The organism is Rhodoluna lacicola (genome assembly GCF_000699505.1).
Taxonomy (GTDB): Bacteria; Actinomycetota; Actinomycetes; order Actinomycetales; family Microbacteriaceae; genus Rhodoluna; species Rhodoluna lacicola.
In genome coordinates, this window is sequence record NZ_CP007490.1 from 420265 (window position 1) to 438008 (window position 17744).

17 protein-coding genes are annotated in these 17744 nt (G+C 52.5%); all 17 read left to right on the forward strand.

The window, feature by feature from the left end; genetic code table 11:
- The first annotated feature begins 70 nt into the window (after positions 1–70).
- The gene (gene argS / locus RHOLA_RS02030) at positions 71–1741 is read left to right on the forward strand and encodes an arginine--tRNA ligase (RefSeq protein WP_038502006.1); all 1671 of its coding nucleotides are present in this window, start codon (positions 71–73) and stop codon (positions 1739–1741) included.
- A gap of 3 nt (positions 1742–1744) precedes the next feature.
- Positions 1745–3163: a diaminopimelate decarboxylase gene (lysA, locus tag RHOLA_RS02035; protein WP_038502007.1), complete on the forward strand. Its 1419-nt coding sequence runs from the start codon at positions 1745–1747 to the stop codon at positions 3161–3163.
- 2 nt (positions 3164–3165) lie between these two features.
- The gene (locus RHOLA_RS02040; RefSeq protein ID WP_038502009.1) at positions 3166–4482 is read left to right on the forward strand and encodes a homoserine dehydrogenase; all 1317 of its coding nucleotides are present in this window, start codon (positions 3166–3168) and stop codon (positions 4480–4482) included.
- The gene (thrC, locus tag RHOLA_RS02045) at positions 4482–5561 is read left to right on the forward strand and encodes a threonine synthase (RefSeq protein ID WP_038502011.1); all 1080 of its coding nucleotides are present in this window, start codon (positions 4482–4484) and stop codon (positions 5559–5561) included. The genes RHOLA_RS02040 and thrC overlap by 1 nt, the downstream gene beginning before the upstream one ends.
- 2 nt (positions 5562–5563) lie before the next feature.
- On the forward strand, positions 5564–6484 hold the full coding sequence (gene thrB, locus RHOLA_RS02050; RefSeq protein WP_038502013.1) for a homoserine kinase: 921 nt from the start codon (positions 5564–5566) through the stop codon (positions 6482–6484).
- A 113-nt stretch (positions 6485–6597) separates the two neighbouring features.
- Positions 6598–8253 carry a transcription termination factor Rho gene (gene rho / locus RHOLA_RS02055; RefSeq protein ID WP_038502015.1) on the forward strand — a complete coding sequence of 552 codons (1656 nt, stop codon included), beginning with the start codon at positions 6598–6600 and terminating at the stop codon, positions 8251–8253.
- A gap of 4 nt (positions 8254–8257) precedes the next feature.
- On the forward strand, positions 8258–9340 hold the full coding sequence (prfA, locus tag RHOLA_RS02060) for a peptide chain release factor 1 (protein ID WP_038502017.1): 1083 nt from the start codon (positions 8258–8260) through the stop codon (positions 9338–9340).
- Positions 9341–9344: 4 nt separating this feature from the next.
- Positions 9345–10199, forward strand: coding sequence for a peptide chain release factor N(5)-glutamine methyltransferase (prmC, locus tag RHOLA_RS02065; protein WP_038502019.1), 855 nt, complete (start codon positions 9345–9347; stop codon positions 10197–10199).
- A 33-nt stretch (positions 10200–10232) separates the two neighbouring features.
- Complete coding sequence (locus RHOLA_RS02070; RefSeq protein ID WP_038502021.1) at positions 10233–10928, forward strand: L-threonylcarbamoyladenylate synthase; 696 nt, start codon at positions 10233–10235, stop codon at positions 10926–10928.
- Between the two features lie 2 nt (positions 10929–10930).
- The gene (locus RHOLA_RS02075) at positions 10931–12052 is read left to right on the forward strand and encodes a glycosyltransferase family 4 protein (protein ID WP_051636198.1); all 1122 of its coding nucleotides are present in this window, start codon (positions 10931–10933) and stop codon (positions 12050–12052) included.
- Positions 12045–12449 carry a Cg1360 family ATP-synthase-associated protein gene (locus RHOLA_RS02080; protein WP_038502022.1) on the forward strand — a complete coding sequence of 135 codons (405 nt, stop codon included), beginning with the start codon at positions 12045–12047 and terminating at the stop codon, positions 12447–12449. Before RHOLA_RS02075 ends, RHOLA_RS02080 begins: the two co-directional genes overlap by 8 nt.
- Before the next feature lie 127 nt (positions 12450–12576).
- Complete coding sequence (atpB, locus tag RHOLA_RS02085; RefSeq protein WP_227818792.1) at positions 12577–13398, forward strand: F0F1 ATP synthase subunit A; 822 nt, start codon at positions 12577–12579, stop codon at positions 13396–13398.
- A 44-nt stretch (positions 13399–13442) separates the two neighbouring features.
- The gene (gene atpE, locus RHOLA_RS02090) at positions 13443–13673 is read left to right on the forward strand and encodes an ATP synthase F0 subunit C (RefSeq protein ID WP_038502025.1); all 231 of its coding nucleotides are present in this window, start codon (positions 13443–13445) and stop codon (positions 13671–13673) included.
- A 19-nt stretch (positions 13674–13692) separates the two neighbouring features.
- Positions 13693–14268 (forward strand): F0F1 ATP synthase subunit B, encoded by a 576-nt coding sequence (locus tag RHOLA_RS02095; RefSeq protein WP_038502026.1) that lies wholly within the window; start codon positions 13693–13695, stop codon positions 14266–14268.
- On the forward strand, positions 14268–15071 hold the full coding sequence (locus tag RHOLA_RS02100) for a F0F1 ATP synthase subunit delta (RefSeq protein WP_038502027.1): 804 nt from the start codon (positions 14268–14270) through the stop codon (positions 15069–15071). The genes RHOLA_RS02095 and RHOLA_RS02100 overlap by 1 nt, the downstream gene beginning before the upstream one ends.
- A gap of 78 nt (positions 15072–15149) precedes the next feature.
- Entirely contained in the window at positions 15150–16781 is a 1632-nt protein-coding gene (atpA, locus tag RHOLA_RS02105) for a F0F1 ATP synthase subunit alpha (protein ID WP_038502028.1), read from the forward strand.
- A gap of 54 nt (positions 16782–16835) precedes the next feature.
- Positions 16836–17744, forward strand: coding sequence for a F0F1 ATP synthase subunit gamma (locus RHOLA_RS02110; RefSeq protein WP_038502029.1), 909 nt, complete (start codon positions 16836–16838; stop codon positions 17742–17744).

The window sequence follows — 17744 nt, forward strand, 5'->3', positions numbered from 1 at the left end:
TCTCGTATGATTAGAGGTAAATCTTGACCAGTGGAGGCCTCTTGGGCCTCCTTTTCAATAAGGACCAACCTTGACTCCAGCAGATCTTTCTGCGGCCATAGTTCGCGTCATCGCTGCTTTGCAGGCCGATGGTCGATTGGCATTTAAGGATGGCGCGGGCGAGTTGCCGACAGAGGTAGTGATTGAGCGCCCAAAGAACCGCGAGCACGGCGACTGGGCAACCAATGTTGCCATGCAGTTGGCTGGAAAATTTGGACTCAACCCCCGTGCATTCGCCGAATTGCTTTCTAGTGAATTGGTTTCGGTCAAGGGAATTGAAAAGGTCGATATTGCCGGACCGGGATTTATCAACATCACCCTCAGTGCAGCGGCCGCCGGCGAACTTGCCAAGGCAATCGTCGATGCCGGGCCAAGTTACGGCCGGGGTAAAGACCTTGCCGGGGTAAAACTCAATCTTGAATTTGTTTCAGCAAACCCAACTGGCCCAATTCATATGGGCGGAACCCGATGGGCGGCCGTCGGTGATTCGCTTGCTCGAGTCTTTCAGGCACAGGGAGCCGATGTAACTCGCGAGTACTACTTCAATGATCACGGAGCGCAAATAGACAGATTCGCTCGTTCTTTGCTCGCGCGCGCTCGTGGAGAGGCTGCTCCCGAAGATGGTTACGGCGGCGCTTATATTCAGGAAATCGCAGATCGCGTCCTTGCCGAGACTGCAATCGATATCCTGTCGCTTCCTGAAGCCGAAGCCCAAGAGGCCTTCCGCGCTGCCGGGGTTGATTTGATGTTTGGCGAAATTCGCCAATCACTGCATGACTTTGGGGTGGACTTTGATGTCTACTTTCACGAAAACTCGCTCTACGAATCAGGTGCAGTAGATAAGGCAATCGCTCGTCTTCGAGAGTTGGGTCACATTTTTGAGGAAGACGGCGCAATCTGGTTACGCTCAACAACTTTTGGTGACGACCGCGATCGCGTGGTGATTAAGAGCGATGGAGAGGCCGCATACATCGCAGGAGACTTGGCCTACTACCTTGACAAGCGCTCTCGTGGTTTTGATCAGTGTATTTACATGCTTGGCGCCGACCACCACGGTTATGTGCAACGCATGATGGCCCTGTGCGCCGCATTCGGTGATGTGCCTGGCAAGAATCTTGAAATTTTGATCGGGCAAATGGTTAACCTGATGCGCGACGGCGAACCAGTGCGCATGTCTAAGCGCGCAGGAACCGTAGTGACCATGGAAGATCTGGTTGAGGTGGTTGGCGTAGACGCAGCGCGCTACGCACTGGCACGTTCTTCAATCAACTCGCAACTAGATATTGATCTTGAGCAGCTTCAAAAGAAGACCAACGACAACCCGGTTTTCTATGTGCAGTACGCGCACGCCCGCACGGCACAGGTTGCAAAGAATGCTGCCAGCCTTGGAGTCGAGCGAACTGAATTTGACCCAGCACTGCTTTCACACACCACTGAGTCTGAGTTGCTTGCCAGGTTGAGTGAACTTCCGCGCGTCGTTGCCCAAGCAGCCGAATTCCGCGAACCGCACCGAGTCGCTCGCTACCTAGAGGAAGTCGCCGGTTCATATCACCGCTGGTATGACGCCTGCCGCGTTACTCCGCTATCTGGAGCAGCCGTTGAAAGTGTGCACCGCACGCGCCTTTGGTTGAACGATGCTGCCGGTGTTGTTCTTCGCAACGGCCTTGACCTGCTTGGTGTTTCTGCACCGGAGAGAATGTAAATAATGTCTAACCCGCTTGCGCCCGAATGGCTTGATTACCCGGCTGACTTGAATGCAATTGCAGAGTCGGTCTGGCCTCGTCACGCGCAGCGTCGCGCAACCGGAGAACTTGAAGTTGCCGGCGTAGCTGTGACTGACATCGCGAATCAATTCGGAACCCCGATATACGTAATCGATGAGGACGATTTTCGCGCACGCGCAACCGCAACCAAGACTGCGCTCACCGACGCTGCCAAAAGAATCGGTACTGACGCAAAAATTTATTACGCGAGTAAGGCTTTTCTAAGCACAGAGATTGTTGGCTGGATCAATGAACTTGGTCTCAACATTGACGTTGCATCTGGCGGCGAACTTGCTGCGGCGCTTGCCGGAGGAATTGACGCATCACGAATTGGATTGCATGGAAACAATAAGTCGCTGCGCGAAATTGGCCGCGCGGTAACCGCTGGCGTTGGTGCAATCGTGATTGACTCAGAGATCGAAATCGAGCGCATCGCATCGGCTGCCGGGGCTCAAGACAAGGTTCAACCGGTACGTCTTCGCATCAACACCGGCGTGCACGCCAACACTCACGATTTCTTGGCCACCGCTCGTGAAGATCAGAAATTTGGAATCTCAATCGCGGATGCACCGGCACTGGTTGAAAAAATTCGATCTCATTCGCACCTTGAGTTTCTTGGTTTTCACCAGCACGTTGGTTCACAGATTTTTAATGCGGAGGGATTCGTTGAGTCAACCAAGCGACTCATTGCCCTGCATGCGGAGTCGCTAAAGGGTGGGCCCATTCCTGAGCTAAACCTGGGCGGGGGCTTTGGTGTGAATTACAAAGTCGCTGATAAGGCGCCGGCCATCGGTTATTTCGCCGAAGCAATCACCGCCGTTGTAGCCGAGCAATGTGCCGAGCATGGAATTGCGGTGCCTAAGTTGGCTTTTGAGCCGGGACGCTACATCGCTGGACCTGCTGGAATTACTCTCTACAACGTTGGCACTGTCAAAGATGTAAAAGTCACCGATGGAGCAACGCCTGCCACCCGAAAGTATGTTTCGGTCGATGGTGGCATGAGCGATAACTTGCGCACCGCCCTTTACGAAGCCGAGTACCACACAGTGCTTGCGTCGCGCTCGAGCACGGCAGAACCCGCTCTTGCCCGTGTGGTTGGCAAGCACTGTGAGAGTGGCGATATCGTTGTACGTAACGATTACCTGCCGGCCGATGTCCACCCCAACGACCTGCTAGCTGTTGCGACCACCGGCGCTTATTGCCACTCAATGTCGAACAACTACAACTTCTTGACTAAGCCAGCAGTGGTCGCCGTTAGAAGCGGCGAGGCGCGTTTGATTATTCGTGCCGAAACCGAAGCAGACCTATTCACCAGAGATTTGAAGTACCAAGCAACCGCAACCCAGAACGAGAAGAGTTAATCGTGCAGGAATACCGCCCACTACGCGTTGCCTTACTAGGCGCCGGCTCAGTCGGATCTCAAGTAGCGCGACTTCTAATTGAAAATAAGGCTGAACTCGCAGCACGTGTTGGTGCAGAGCTGGAGCTCATCGGTGTTGTTGTTCGCGACATTGATAAAGCTGTGAAGGCTGGTGTGCCAAGGCAGTTGCTTACCACTGAGGCTGAAGATGTGATTGTTAGCGCGGACATCGTGATTGAAGTCATGGGTGGCATTGAGCCGGCTAGAACATATATTTTGCAAGCGCTGAATTCAGGTTCAGATGTAATTACCGCAAACAAGGCTTTGTTGGCCACACACGGAACAGAGTTGTTTGACGCGGCCGAGCAAGTTGGCGCACAGCTCTACTTTGAGGCTGCTGTTGCTGGAGCCATTCCTATTATTCGCCCGCTGCGCGAATCGCTAGCCGGAGACAAAGTCAATCGCATCATGGGTATTGTCAACGGTTCAACAAACTACATTCTTGATCGCATGGATACTGAGGGTCTTAGCCTTGAGGCAGCCATGGCAGAGGCCACTGAACTTGGATATCTTGAGGCAGATCCAAGCCTTGACGTTGAAGGTTATGACGCGGCGCAAAAAGCGGCCATCCTTGCCTCGCTGGCGTTTCACACCGAGGTTCCGTTGGACAAGGTATACCGCGAGGGAATTACAAAAATTACCGCGGCGCAAATGGAAGCTGCTAAGCGCGACGGCTACGTCATTAAGATCTTGGCGATTGCCGAACGCATCCCGGCAAATGGTGGCGAGGCAGGTGTTGCCGTTCGCGTTCACCCGGTTTTGATTGATCGCAAACACCCGCTTGGTGCAGTTCGCGGAGCTTTCAACGCTGTATTCGTTGAAGCCGAAGCTGCGGGCGAATTAATGTTCTACGGCGCTGGTGCCGGTGGCGTGCAAACTGCTTCGGCGGTCTTGGGTGACCTCGTCTCCGCCGCTAAGCGTCACGTTGCCGGTGGGCCGGGTCTTGCCGACTCAGTGCACGCAAACTTGCCTGTCTTGCCAATTGATCGCGTGCACACTCGCTACCAAGTCACTCTAGAAGTCACAGACCAACCTGGTGTGCTGGCCAAGATTGCTAATACATTCTCTGCTGGCAATGTTTCAATTGAAACTGTCGAGCAGTCAGTGCGTCAAGACGGCGGCAAGCGCAGCAAGACCGCTACCCTCGAGGTAGGAACCCATTCAGCCACCGATGCAGAACTCAGCGCAGTTGTTAAAGCACTCGCCGCCAGTGAGTCGGTTGAATCAATTACTTCAGTAATCCGAGTAGAAGGAATCTAATGGCACACCAGTGGCGCGGAGTTATTCGCGAATACATCGATCGACTGGATATTTCTAGCGACAACCCAGTGATCACATTGGGTGAGGGTGGTACCCCATTAGTAGAAGCCCCTGCTCTGGCAAAGTTGGTGGGCGCAGAGCGTGTGCTGCTAAAGGTTGAGGGCATGAACCCAACCGGTTCGTTCAAGGACCGCGGCATGACCATGGCCGTTTCAAAAGCGGTGGGTCACGGTGCTCAGGCTGTTATTGCGGCGTCAACCGGAAACACTTCAGCTTCGGCGGCGGCATACGCTGCGGCTGCTGGAATTCAGTCGGTTGTGCTGGTGCCAAAAGGAAAAATTTCTCTGGGCAAGTTGTCCCAGGCCGTCGCTCACAAGTCTCAAATTCTGCAGGTGAAGGGTAACTTTGACGATTGCCTGGATCTTGCTCGTGCTCTAAGTGAGAACTACCCAGTGCACCTGGTGAACTCTGTGAACCCAGATCGCATCGAAGGTCAAAAGACCGGAGCCTTTGAGGTAGTTGACTCACTTGGCTTTGCACCTGACTTCCACGTGCTGCCAGTTGGAAACGCCGGAAACTACACCGCTTATTCAAAGGGTTATCAAGAAGACGTGCAGGCCGGTCGCATCAAGTCAATGCCAAAGATGTGGGGATTCCAGGCTGAGGGTTCAGCGCCGTTCAGTTTTGGCAATCCAGTGAAGAAGCCTGACACAATCGCAACTGCAATTCGTATCGGCAACCCGGCTTCTTACGATCTAGCTCTTGCAGCGCGCGAGGCATCGGGTGGTCAATTTGGATTTGTGTCTGACAAAGAAATTCTTTGGATGCACCGATTCTTGTCAAACGAGGCTGGCGTTTTTGTTGAGCCATCTTCTGCAACTGGTGCAGCCGGTTTGTTCAAGCACTCTAAGAAGGGTGAGGTTCCTGCTGGCTCAACCATCGTTGTTACTGTTACCGGTCACGGTTTGAAGGATCCAATGTGGGCGCTGAAGGACGAGCGCGGCAAGGGTATCAAGCCGCAGGCGGTTCCTAATCGAGTTGAAGCAGTTGCCGAACGCCTAGGACTATCAAAGAAGTAAATATGAACTCTCTAATCGGCAGAAAAGTTACGGTCAAGGTTCCGGCCACATCGGCGAACCTTGGTCCGGGCTTTGACACGCTTGGCATGGCCTTGTCTTACTACGACGAGTTAATTGTTGAAGCTGTTGCCGGCAGCGGGGCGGTGGTGGAAGTTATTGGTGAGGGTGCGGGTGAAGTCGCAACCGATAGCAGCAACCTCGTGGTTAAGTCATTGGCTTTCACCTTTGAAAAATTTGGTCAGAAAGTTCCGGGCCTAAAGCTGACCGCGCACAACATCATTCCGCACGGTCGAGGCATGGGCTCATCTGGTGCTGCAGTTGTTTCTGGCATTGTTGCAGCCAAAGGTCTACTTGAGGGAATAGTAAAAATCAGCGATCAAGAATTGCTGACAATCGCGACTGAGCTAGAAGGCCACCCAGATAACGTGGCACCTGCGCTTTTTGGTGGACTTACCATCGCGTGGGAAGACGAGACTGGTCCGCATCACAAAAAACTTTTCGTTCACCGCGGAGTATCACCGCTTGAATTAGTGCCGAATCACAAGATGTCAACCGCATTGGCGCGCTCGCTTCAGCCAGATTCTGTTCCACACGATGATGCTGTTTTCAACGTCTCTCGCTCGGCACTGCTAATTGCCGCTCTGACTCAGAGTCCAGAGCTTCTGTTGGCGGCAACCGAGGACCGTCTGCACCAGGATTACCGTGCCGCAGCCATGCCTGAGACCGACTCAATTGTGAAACTTATGCGCGAACACGGCCATGCGGCGGTGGTTTCCGGAGCTGGCCCATCGGTGTTGGTATTGGCTAGCGACCCGGCTCAGCGCCTAGAAGCAGCTAAATTGGCCGCCAAGCACTATCCACAGTGGAAGGCATTGCTTTTGGCTGTGGACTTCAAAGGTGCTACAGTTGCGTTGCACCAATAATTGGTGAAAATCCCGCAGATCTAAAGCGGTAGCAGCATGTTCAAAACATGCATGCAGTGACTCTCTAAGTAAAACAGTCACGAATATCTCCTAAGAAAGAGAAATCAATAAACATGGATGAAATCCAGGAAACCGCTCCGGTCAAAAAGTCTCGTCGCGTAGTCGCAGACGGTTCAGCTTCCGCAGAGAAGACCGAAGCCCCTAAGAAGACCAACCGCGCCAAGGCTGTAAAGGCTGATGCGGCAGAACCTAAAGCCGAGAAGGTAGTAGCCGAGAAGTCAGCCGATGCTGGCGAGTCTCGTTCAGCCGACTCTGGCGAATCAAGCGAGCGTACCGGTGGCAACAACCGCAACCGTAACCGCAACCGGAATCGTAATTCGGGCGAAGGCCGCGAGCAGCGCGAGGGCGGCGAAGAGAATTCAAACCGCGAGAACTCCACTCGTGACAATTCAACTAGAGACAATGACTCACGCAACGAGCGCGACTTCAATGACGAGCGTCGTGGCAACAACCGCAACCGCAACCGCAACCGCGATCGCTACCGTGATCGTGACAATCGCGGACGTCGCGGCGGCAACAACCAGCACGATGAGATCGAGCCGGAAATTTCTCCAGATGACGTACTAGTTCCAGTTGCCGGAATCTTGGACGTACTAGACAATTACGCATTCGTTCGCACCAGCGGTTACCTGCCTGGCCCTAACGATGTTTACGTTTCACTTGGTCAGGTTAAGAAGTACAACCTGCGCAAGGGTGACGCAGTTGTTGGTTCAATTCGTCAGCCTCGCGAGGGCGAAGGCCAAGGCCGTTCAAAGTTCAACGCAATTGTTCGCATTGAGTCAATCAACGGACTTACCGTTGAGCAGGCTGCTACTCGTGTTGAGTTCGGCAAGCTAACTCCGCTTTACCCACAGACCCGCTTGCGTCTAGAGACAGAACCAAACAAACTAAGCACTCGAATCATCGACTTGGTTTCTCCAATCGGTAAGGGCCAGCGTGGTCTGATTGTGTCTCCGCCAAAGGCCGGTAAGACTCTGGTTCTGCAGGCCATTGCCAACTCGATCGCCGTCAACAACCCAGAGGTTCACCTAATGGTTGTGCTTGTTGATGAGCGCCCTGAGGAAGTTACCGATATGCAGCGCACCGTTAAGGGTGAAGTTATCGCTTCTACTTTTGACCGTCCAGCAGAGGATCACACCACCGTTGCTGAGCTAGCCATTGAGCGCGCAAAGCGCTTGGTTGAACTTGGTCACGACGTAGTAGTTCTACTTGACTCAATTACCCGTCTTGGACGCGCTTACAACTTGAGCGCACCAGCATCTGGCCGAATTCTTTCAGGTGGTGTTGATTCATCAGCACTGTATCCACCAAAGCGTTTCTTTGGTGCCGCTAGAAACATCGAGGATGGTGGCTCGCTTACCATTCTTGCCACTGCTCTAGTTGAGACCGGTTCAAAGATGGATGAGGTTATCTTCGAAGAGTTCAAGGGAACCGGAAACATGGAACTTCGTTTGTCTCGCTCTCTTGCTGACAAGCGAATCTTCCCTGCGGTTGATGTAAACGCGTCAGGTACTCGCCGCGAAGAAATGCTAATGAACCCAGACGAAACCAAGATTGTTTGGAAGCTTCGTCGCGCACTTGCGGGTCTTGAGCAGCAGCAGGCCCTTGAACTCGTGCTTAGCCGCCTAAAGGAAACCTCTTCAAACGTTGAGTTCCTTATGCAGGTTCAAAAGTCAATGCCAGTTCCAACCGGCTCTGACTCGGAGTAATTAATTGCTCGATTCGGTTCAACCTCTCTTAGCTGAGCACACGGAACTTCAGACCAAGCTGTCTGACCCGGCGCTGCACGGCAATCCTGCCCTTGCCAAAAAACTCAACCGCCGATACGCGGAGCTAAGTGCGATCGTTGCTGCTTACAACAACGTGCTGTCGCTGACTGAGGATGTAAAAGCGGCTAAAGAGCTGGCAAAAGAAGACGAGATGTTCGCCGAAGAAGCAACTCTTAACGAGGAGCGATTGACTGCGGCGCAAGAAAAACTTCGCCGACTTTTGATTCCTCGTGACCCCGATGACGGCCGCGATGTAATTATGGAAATCAAAGCCGGTGAAGGTGGCGCTGAATCTGCACTTTTCGCTGCAGACTTGCTGCGCATGTACATTCAGTACGCCAACTCAAAGGGTTGGAAGACTGAAATTCTTGACAAAAATGAATCTGATTTGGGTGGAATCAAAGACATTCAATTGGCGATCAAGGGAAACTCAACTGACCCAGCACAGGGTGTGCACGCACATCTGAAATATGAGGGTGGAGTGCACCGCGTTCAGCGAGTACCGGCAACTGAAACTCAAGGTCGAATTCACACTTCAGCAGCAGGCGTTCTGGTTTTCCCTGAAGTGGACGAACCAGAAGAAGTTGAGATCAGCCAGAACGACTTGCGCATCGACGTTTATCGATCATCTGGTCCAGGCGGTCAGTCGGTCAACACTACTGACTCAGCGGTTCGCATTACGCACTTGCCAACGGGAATTACCGTGGCCATGCAAAACGAAAAATCCCAGCTGCAAAATCGTGAAGCTGCTATGCGAGTTTTGCGCGCACGTATCCTTGCTGCGCAGCAAGAGGCAATTGAGGCTGAGCAATCTGCAGCGCGCAAATCTCAGGTCAAATCTGTTGACCGCTCAGAGCGCATTCGCACTTACAACTACCCAGAGAATCGCATTGCCGATCACCGCACTGGCTATAAGGCATACAACCTTGATGCCGTTATGGACGGTGCACTTGAGCCGGTGATTCAGTCTGCGATTCAGATGGATGAAGAGTCGCGACTAGCAGCACTCGGCGACGAAAAGAAGTAAAACTATGTTGCTGCGCGATTTAGTAGAGCATGCGGCAAAACGCTTTGAAGAGGCTGGAATAAGTTCTGCCACGGTTGATGCCGAACTTCTAGCCGGGTATGTGCTTGGACTAAGTCGCGGTGGCGTGCAAAGTGAGATTTTTCGCGGAGCGGAGCTCACGGAATCTCAATCCGAAAAACTTACTGAGCTTTATGGGCGACGCCACCGTCGAGAACCGCTGCAGCACATCACCGGTGCGGCCTACTTCAGAAATCTAGAACTTCAGGTTGGCAAAGGTGTTTTTGTTCCGCGGCCGGAAACAGAGTTCGTCGCACAATTGGCAATTGACGCTCTGCAAACATTTGAACCCGGTGCGCGGATTGCCGTTGATCTTGGAACCGGCTCTGGTGCCATCGCTTTAGCCATGGCAACGGAAGTGCCTGACTCAATTATTTACGCTGTAGAAAAATCTTCTGATGCCATGCCTTTCACAAGCAAGAATTTTGAAACCTACGGTGCTGCAAATGCAACCCTCAGGCATGGCGACCTAGCTGATGCATTCCCAGAGCTTGATGGCACTGTTTCGGTAGTTGCATCCAACCCGCCTTACATTCCAAGTGCCGCAGTTCCTCGCGACATTGAGGTAAATCTTCACGATCCTGATTTAGCGCTTTACGGAGGCGAAGACGGTATGCAGGTCATGCATCTGGTTTCGGCTGCGGCCAGGAGGCTGTTGCAAATCGGCGGAACCTTGGTCGTTGAGCACGCAGACTCACAAGCCGCTCAGGTGTGTCAACTACTATTGGCTGATGGATGGCGACAAGTCCAGAGTCACCAGGATTTGACCGCAAGAGACCGAGCGGTCACCGCCATCAAGTAATTTGTTTCAGCGCAACGGATAAAGAGGAGCTAGATGTCGAACCGCATTTACGACTGTTCAATAGACACTGACCTCCTAACCGGCATGCGCCTGGCCAAGGTATCGCTGGGAAGAAACGAACTGGTTGTCGTACCAACAGACACCGTTTACGGATTGGCTGCCGATGCGTTCTCGCCAGAGGGTGTGAGAGCACTGCTAGATGCCAAGGGTCGCGGACCTCAGTCTCCGCCACCGGTACTTATTGGAACAATTCAAACTCTGCAGGCACTTGCCGAGGATGTTCCCGATGTCGCCAACCGCCTGGCTGCAACTTTTTGGCCCGGCGCGCTGACCATGATTTTGAAATCTCAAAGTTCGCTCACCTGGGACCTTGGTGAAACCAAGGGCACGGTTGCTCTTCGCATGCCTGATCACAAGATTGCCTTAGCCCTGCTTCAAGAGACTGGGCCGCTAGCTGTTTCAAGTGCTAACTTGACTGGTGAACCGGCGGCTACGACTTGCCAACAGGCCGAGTCCTATTTGGGCGATAAAGTGGCGGTTTATCTTGACGGCGGAAATAGCCCAAAGGGCGAGGCATCCACAATCATCGACCTAACCGATCTTGTAGATAGCTACGACTCAGCCGGAAAGCTAACCACCACCGGAAAAATTAAGATTGTTCGACGCGGTGCCCTGAGCGCTGCAAAGATTCGTTCAATCGCTGGCGATCTTCTAGAAGAAAACTTTTAAAAGTGCGCGCCTATTTATTGATGATGGTGATAGCGGCAGCAGTCACCTTCTTCGGTACTTTTGCGGTTCTGCGTTTGGCACACCGATACAAGATCTACCCTCAGATCCGATCACGCGATGTGCACACCAAACCAACACCAAGACTTGGTGGCATCGCCATGTTTGCCGGATTCCTGATCACAATTGTCATCGCTGGTTTTATTGGTTGGTTCAAGAGCGTCTACGCCGAGCCTCTGCAAATCATGGCAATTTTGGCGGCCGCATTCTTGATCACGCTGATTGGCTTTTTGGATGATTTGTATGACCTGGACTGGAGCCTAAAGCTCGCCGGTCAATTCGTAGTTGCCGGAATCTTGGCCTGGCAGGGCGTTCAAATAGTATCGCTGCCGATTGCCGGCTTAACCATCGGCAGCTTTGGTATTTCGTTCATAGCCACCGTGTTTCTAACGGTGCTCGTGATGAACGCGGTGAATTTCATCGATGGGCTTGATGGCCTTGTTGCCGGAGTGGTGTTTATCGGGACATCGGTGTTTTTTGCCTACAGCTACGTATTGGCACAGCAAACCTCGCCAACCAACTACTTCAACCTTGCCTCGTTGCTTTCCGCAATCGTGATAGGTATGTGCCTTGGTTTCTTGCCCTACAACTGGCACCGAGCCAAGATCTTCATGGGAGATTCAGGAGCCATGTTGCTTGGACTGCTCATGGCAACCACTGCGCTGACCGTGACCGGGCAAATTGATCCTCAGACAGTCAGTCGGGGAGAGCTAGTGCCGGCCTTCATTCCTTTGATCTTGCCGCTAGCCATTTTGATCCTGCCGCTGTTGGACTTTTCACTCGCGGTAGTTCGCCGGCTTCGTGCCGGAAAGTCTCCTTTTGCGGCCGATCGGGAACATTTGCACCACCGCCTTCAGGATTTTGGTCACACCCACTTAGGTTCGGTTTTGGTCTTTTACGTCTGGACAGCGTTGATTTCAATCAGTTGCCTGCTTTATTTCTTCTGGCCTGCCTGGGCCGTGATGATTTTCACCGTGATTGGCTTGGCCGGCTGTCTGGTCTTTACCCTTTGGCCACTTATCCAGCGTCGCAAGACCCTCAACTCAGGAGCATTCGTAAATGTCTAAAGCCTCAAACAATCTATTTACCCGAGTGCTAACCCTGGGCTCGGCTTTGATTGGCGCGATCGCGATTATCGGTGGATTAGTTGGATATCTGGTAGCGGGTGCCCCGGGCCTAACCAGTGCCCTGATTGGCGCTGGACTGACTCTGGTGTTTGTCACAATGACGGCCCTTAGCGTTTGGCTTGGCGGAAAGCTTCCACTGGCAGGTTTTTTTGGGCTGGTACTGGGTGGCTGGTTGGTAAAAATGATTGGCTTTGCCCTGGTGATTGCAAACCTGAAGGGTGCCGATTTCATCAATGGTCCGGTGCTTTTTTTCACCCTGGTCGCGGCCATAATTGGCACGCTTGCAGTGGACTCGGTGCTGGTGCTTAAGGCCCGCATTCCCGTAATTGGCGACTAAAAGTTCCTGTTAGGATTGTCGCAAGAACCAAGAAAATTCAAGTTCTTATCCCGTTGTAAATCGCCGCAAGGCTGTCCTCAGTCTTGCCCCGAAACAGGAGTCCACGCTGTTCAATAACGCACAGAGCTTGCTTCTCGCAGCAGCCAGTACCGATGAGTCGGGAAGTGGATTTCACGCTCCATCAATCATGGAGTTTTATCCAGAAATCGTTGCCTTTGAGGGAACCCCTTTTGCACTAAACCGAATCATGTTGATTCGCCTGATTGTGCTAACTCTTTTGATTGTTCTATTCAGTCTCTGGACACGTAAATTCCAGCAGGCAAACAAGACTCAGAACCACGTGCCTGGCAAGTTCCAGTTGATGGGTGAAATTTCATTGAACTTCGTGCGAAAGAGTATTGCGCACGACCAGCTCGGTGAAAAAGACGGCGATCGTTTCTTGCCGCTGCTAACCACCATTTTCTTTGTAACTCTCGGCATGAACATCACTGGAATCATTCCTGGTTTCAACATCGCAGGAACATCGGTGATTGGTCTGCCAATCGTCATGGCTGCAGCTGCCTATGTGACTTTTATCTACGCGGGAGTCAAGAAGCACGGTGGGCACTTCTTCACCTCAGCCCTGTTCCCAGCGGGCGTGCCAAAGGCCTTCTATGTTCTAGTGACACCGATTGAATTCTTGTCAACATTCATCCTTCGACCGGTGACACTGGCTCTTCGTTTGACCATGAACATGATTGCCGGTCACTTGCTATTGGTGCTGTGTTTCTCAGCAACCCAGTTCTTCCTGTTCAACACCGAGGGTGCATTCAAGCTGTTCGGCGCAGGAACATTTGTCTTTGGTTTCGCCTTCACTCTTTTTGAGATTTTGGTGGCATTCCTGCAGGCATACGTTTTTACTCTTCTGACCACGGTCTACATTCAGTTGGCCCTATCAGACGAGCACTAAGAGCTGACAACCGTCAGTTCTAAACCACGGAAGGGAAATACAAAGTGGACGTAACTACATTCGCAGAACTAAGCGGAAACCTAGCAGTTGTCGGCTACGGCCTAGCAGCAGTGGGTCCTGGTATCGGTGTAGGTCTTGTTGTTTCAAAGACCATCGAATCAATCGCTCGCCAGCCAGAGCTAGCAGCAAAGCTACAGGTCACCATGTGGCTTGGTATCGCATTCACCGAAGCGCTAGCGCTTATCGGTCTTGCAACTCCATTCATCTTCGCTTAATCAGTCAGGAACTTAGGCCATGATTTCAAGAATTCTCGCTGCGGCAGCAGAGGGTGAGGCAGCGCCAAACCCACTTTTGCCTGCTAGCTACGACATTCTTTGGTCTTCGGTTGTTTTCTTTATCCTGCTTGCTTTCTTCTGGTTCAAGGTTCTTCCTAATTTCAAGAAGACCCTTGATGCACGCACCGAAGCGATCGAAGGTCGTCTAGAGGCTGCAGAAAAAGCTCAGGCTGAGGCCGCAGCTAAGACTGCAAACATCGAAGCAGAGCAGGCAGCTGCTCGCGCCGAAGCCGCAGAGATTCGTGAGGCCGCCCGAGCCGAAGGTGCAGTCATTTTGGCTGAACTAAAGGAGCAGGCAGCAGCAGAAGCAGCTCGTTTGACTGCAAATGCAAAATCACAGATTGAAGCCGAGCGTCAGGCTGCACTCATTTCACTTCGTGCAGAGGTTGGCACACTCGCCATCGATCTTGCATCAAGCGTTGTTGGTGCCAGCTTGCAGAACGACAAGATTGCTAGCTCAGTGGTAGACCAGTTCTTGGCCGACCTAGAGGCTAACGACAAGTCTTCGAAAGCGAAAGCAGGCGAGAAGAACTAATGGCAAGCTCAACCAGACAGTCGCTGATTGCAGCTAAGGCAGCGCTAAACCCGCTTCTTGCAAAAGCTGACCTCAAGTTCGCAGAAGAGATTTTCGCAATCGGCGCAGCCGTAGCGTCTTCATCTCAATTGCGCAGCATCCTCTCGGACCCTTCCGCCGAGGCTAAGGCAAAATCAGGAGCATTGAACGCCGTGTTTGGCAAAAATGTTTCTGCTTCTGCGCTTGAGTTTGCGACCGCTCTGGTTGAACTTCGCTGGTCAACCGGCCAGGACCTGGTCAGTGCGTTTGAGCAGTTGGCTGTTTACGCAGTTGCTGCCATCGCTGCTAACAACAAGAAAATCGCCGACGTTGAAAGCGAGCTATTTGCTTTCAAGCAGGCTGTTGATTCTGATCAGGATCTGCAGTTTGCACTGGGCGATCGCCTGGCATCTGAGGACGCGCAGCTTGCTTTGGTTGCCTCGCTAATCAAGGGCAAGGCAAGCGACGAAGCTGCAGTTCTGATTCGCCGCGCGGTAACCGGCGCACGCCGTCGCCGCGTGTCTCTAGTTCTAGAGCAATTCGGCAAGCAAGTTTCTGCCTATGCAGAGCGCCTAGTAGCAACCGTCACCGTTGCGACACCGATGAGCTCAGCTCAGCTGGATCGTCTTGAAGGTGTCTTGGCGAAGTCTTACGGACAGAGCCTGAAGCTAAACGTTGAGGTTGATCCAGCAATCCTTGGCGGCATCAAAGTTCAGGTAGCTGGAGAGATTCTTGACGGAAGCTTGGCTTCACGTCTTACCAACGCAAAACTTCAGTTGGCATAACTGCCAACTGACCAAAACTTCAGTCACTAATCCGGCTGAGAGACCAACAGGGGTTCGCCCCAGAAGTAGAGGAACGAGATGGCAGATCTGAAAATCAGCCCGAACGAGATTCGCGACGCTCTAAAGGACTTCGTAAAGTCTTACGAGCCAGCCAAGGCTTCTCGCTCAGAGGTAGGCCACGTAATCGATGCCGGTGACGGTATTGCTCACGTTGAGGGACTACCAAGTGCGATGGCCAATGAGCTACTCAAGTTCGCCGACGGCACTCTTGGCCTAGCCCTGAACCTCGACGAGCGCGAGATCGGTACCGTTGTGCTCGGTAACTTCGAAGGCATCGTTGAGGGTATGGAAGTTCACCGCACCGGTGAAGTTCTATCTGTACCTGTTGGTGACGCATTCTTGGGTCGAGTCGTTGACCCACTGGGTAACCCAATCGACGGTCAGGGAGACATCAAGGCCGAGGGCCGTCGCGCGCTAGAGCTTCAGGCACCTGGTGTTATGGCTCGTAAGTCAGTTCACGAACCACTGCAGACCGGTATCAAGGCAATCGACGCGATGATCCCAGTTGGTCGTGGTCAGCGTCAGCTAATCATCGGTGACCGCCAGACAGGTAAGACCGCAATCGCGATCGACACCATCATCAACCAGAAGGCAAACTGGGAGTCAGGCGATGTCAACAAGCAGGTTCGTTGCATCTACGTGGCTATTGGTCAAAAGGGTTCAACCATTGCTGGTGTGAAGGGTGCTCTTGAAGAGGCCGGCGCAATGGAGTACACCACCATCGTGGCTTCTCCTGCATCTGACCCAGCTGGTTTCAAGTACCTAGCTCCATACACCGGTTCTGCAATTGGTCAGCACTGGATGTACGGCGGCAAGCACGTACTAATCATTTTTGATGACCTGTCAAAGCAGGCCGAGGCATACCGTGCCGTTTCACTTCTTCTTCGTCGTCCACCAGGCCGTGAGGCTTACCCAGGTGACGTGTTCTACCTACACTCACGTCTACTAGAGCGCTGTGCGAAGTTGAACGATGAACTTGGTGGCGGTTCGATGACTGGTCTGCCAATCATTGAGACAAAGGCAAACGACGTTTCTGCATACATTCCAACCAACGTGATTTCTATCACCGATGGTCAGATCTTCCTGCAGTCAGACTTGTTCAACTCAAACCAGCGCCCTGCGATTGACGTAGGTATCTCGGTTTCACGTGTTGGTGGTGCGGCTCAGGTTAAGGGAATCAAGGGCGTTTCAGGAACCCTGAAGCTTGAACTTGCTCAGTACCGCGCACTTGAGGCGTTCGCAATGTTCGCGTCTGACCTAGATGCAGCATCACGTCAGCAGCTAGCTCGCGGTGCACGTTTGATGGAATTGCTAAAGCAGCCTCAGTACTCTCCATACCCAGTCGAGGAACAGACCGTTTCTATCTGGGCGGGTACCACCGGAAAGCTTGATGAAGTTCCAGTTGAAGACGTGCTTCGTTTTGAAGCTGAACTTCTAGAGCACCTACGCCGTAACACCAAGGTGCTAACCACCATTCGCGAGACCAGCAAGCTGGAGAGCGACACCGTGGCGGAGCTTGAGAAGGAAGTTACAAAGTTCAAGAAGAGCTTTGCCACCAAGGGCGGAACCCCGCTTCCTTCAAACGGCACCGAAGCTCTTGAAGAAGAAGACGTAAACCAGGAAAAAATCGTGAAGGGTAAGAAGAAGTAATTCTTCTTTTCATCACGAAACTAACCACCCAGATATAGAGAGCGAGGAGAGAACATGGGAGCGCAACTTCGCGTCTACAGACAGAAAATTAAGTCTGCACAGACCACCAAGAAGATCACTCGTGCCATGGAGTTGATCTCCGCTTCGCGCATCAACAAAGCTCAGCAGCGCGTAGCAGCATCAACCCCTTACTCGCGTGCGGTGACTCGTGCGGTTTCAGCGGTTGCAACATTCTCAAATGTTGATCACCCGCTAACCACCGAGCCAGCCCGCATTGACCGCGCAGCAGTAGTGATTTTCACTTCTGACCGTGGTCTAGCCGGTGCTTTCTCATCAAACGTCCTCAAGGAAGCAGAGCAGCTAACTAACCTACTCAAGGAGCAGGGTAAGGAAGTTGTTTACTACCTAGTTGGTCGCAAGGCCGTTGCTTACTTTGGTTTCCGTCGTCGTGCATTCACCCGAAGCTGGATTGGTGGAACAGATCTTCCTCAATTTGGCACCGCAAAAGAAATTGCCGATGCAGTTGTTGAAGCATTCAACACCGATTACAAAGACGGTGGTGTGGATGAAATCCACTTGGTTTCGAACCGTTTTATCTCGATGATTGCCCAGGTCCCAGAAGTAGTTCGTTTGCTTCCGCTGGAAATTGTTGAGGGTGTTGAAGCGCCTGCCGATTCACAGGTTTACCCGCTTTACGAATTTGAGCCAGATGTAAACAAGGTGCTAGACGCACTGCTACCGGTTTACATCGAGAGCCGTATTTACAATGCAATGCTGCAGTCTGCAGCGTCTGAGCACGCTGCTCGTCAAAAGGCAATGAAGTCAGCTACTGACAATGCCGACAAGCTGATCAAGAACTACACACGCCTGTCAAACGCAGCGCGTCAGTCAGAAATTACGCAACAGATTTCCGAAATTGTTGGTGGTGCAGACGCTTTGTCTACCGCCGGCAACGAGGACTAA

Excerpts from the sequence above, each read along its gene's own strand:
- atpA (WP_038502028.1), top strand. The coding sequence starts at position 15,150 with ATGGCAGATCTGAAAATCAGCCCGAACGAGATTCGCGACGCTCTAAAG.
- RHOLA_RS02110 (WP_038502029.1), top strand. The coding sequence starts at position 16,836 with ATGGGAGCGCAACTTCGCGTCTACAGACAGAAAATTAAGTCTGCACAG.
- RHOLA_RS02100 (WP_038502027.1), top strand. The coding sequence starts at position 14,268 with ATGGCAAGCTCAACCAGACAGTCGCTGATTGCAGCTAAGGCAGCGCTA.
- rho (WP_038502015.1), top strand. The coding sequence starts at position 6,598 with ATGGATGAAATCCAGGAAACCGCTCCGGTCAAAAAGTCTCGTCGCGTA.
- RHOLA_RS02080 (WP_038502022.1), top strand. The coding sequence starts at position 12,045 with ATGTCTAAAGCCTCAAACAATCTATTTACCCGAGTGCTAACCCTGGGC.
- lysA (WP_038502007.1), top strand. The coding sequence starts at position 1,745 with ATGTCTAACCCGCTTGCGCCCGAATGGCTTGATTACCCGGCTGACTTG.
- RHOLA_RS02070 (WP_038502021.1), top strand. The coding sequence starts at position 10,233 with ATGTCGAACCGCATTTACGACTGTTCAATAGACACTGACCTCCTAACC.
- RHOLA_RS02095 (WP_038502026.1), top strand. The coding sequence starts at position 13,693 with ATGATTTCAAGAATTCTCGCTGCGGCAGCAGAGGGTGAGGCAGCGCCA.
- prmC (WP_038502019.1), top strand. The coding sequence starts at position 9,345 with ATGTTGCTGCGCGATTTAGTAGAGCATGCGGCAAAACGCTTTGAAGAG.
- thrB (WP_038502013.1), top strand. The coding sequence starts at position 5,564 with ATGAACTCTCTAATCGGCAGAAAAGTTACGGTCAAGGTTCCGGCCACA.
- thrC (WP_038502011.1), top strand. The coding sequence starts at position 4,482 with ATGGCACACCAGTGGCGCGGAGTTATTCGCGAATACATCGATCGACTG.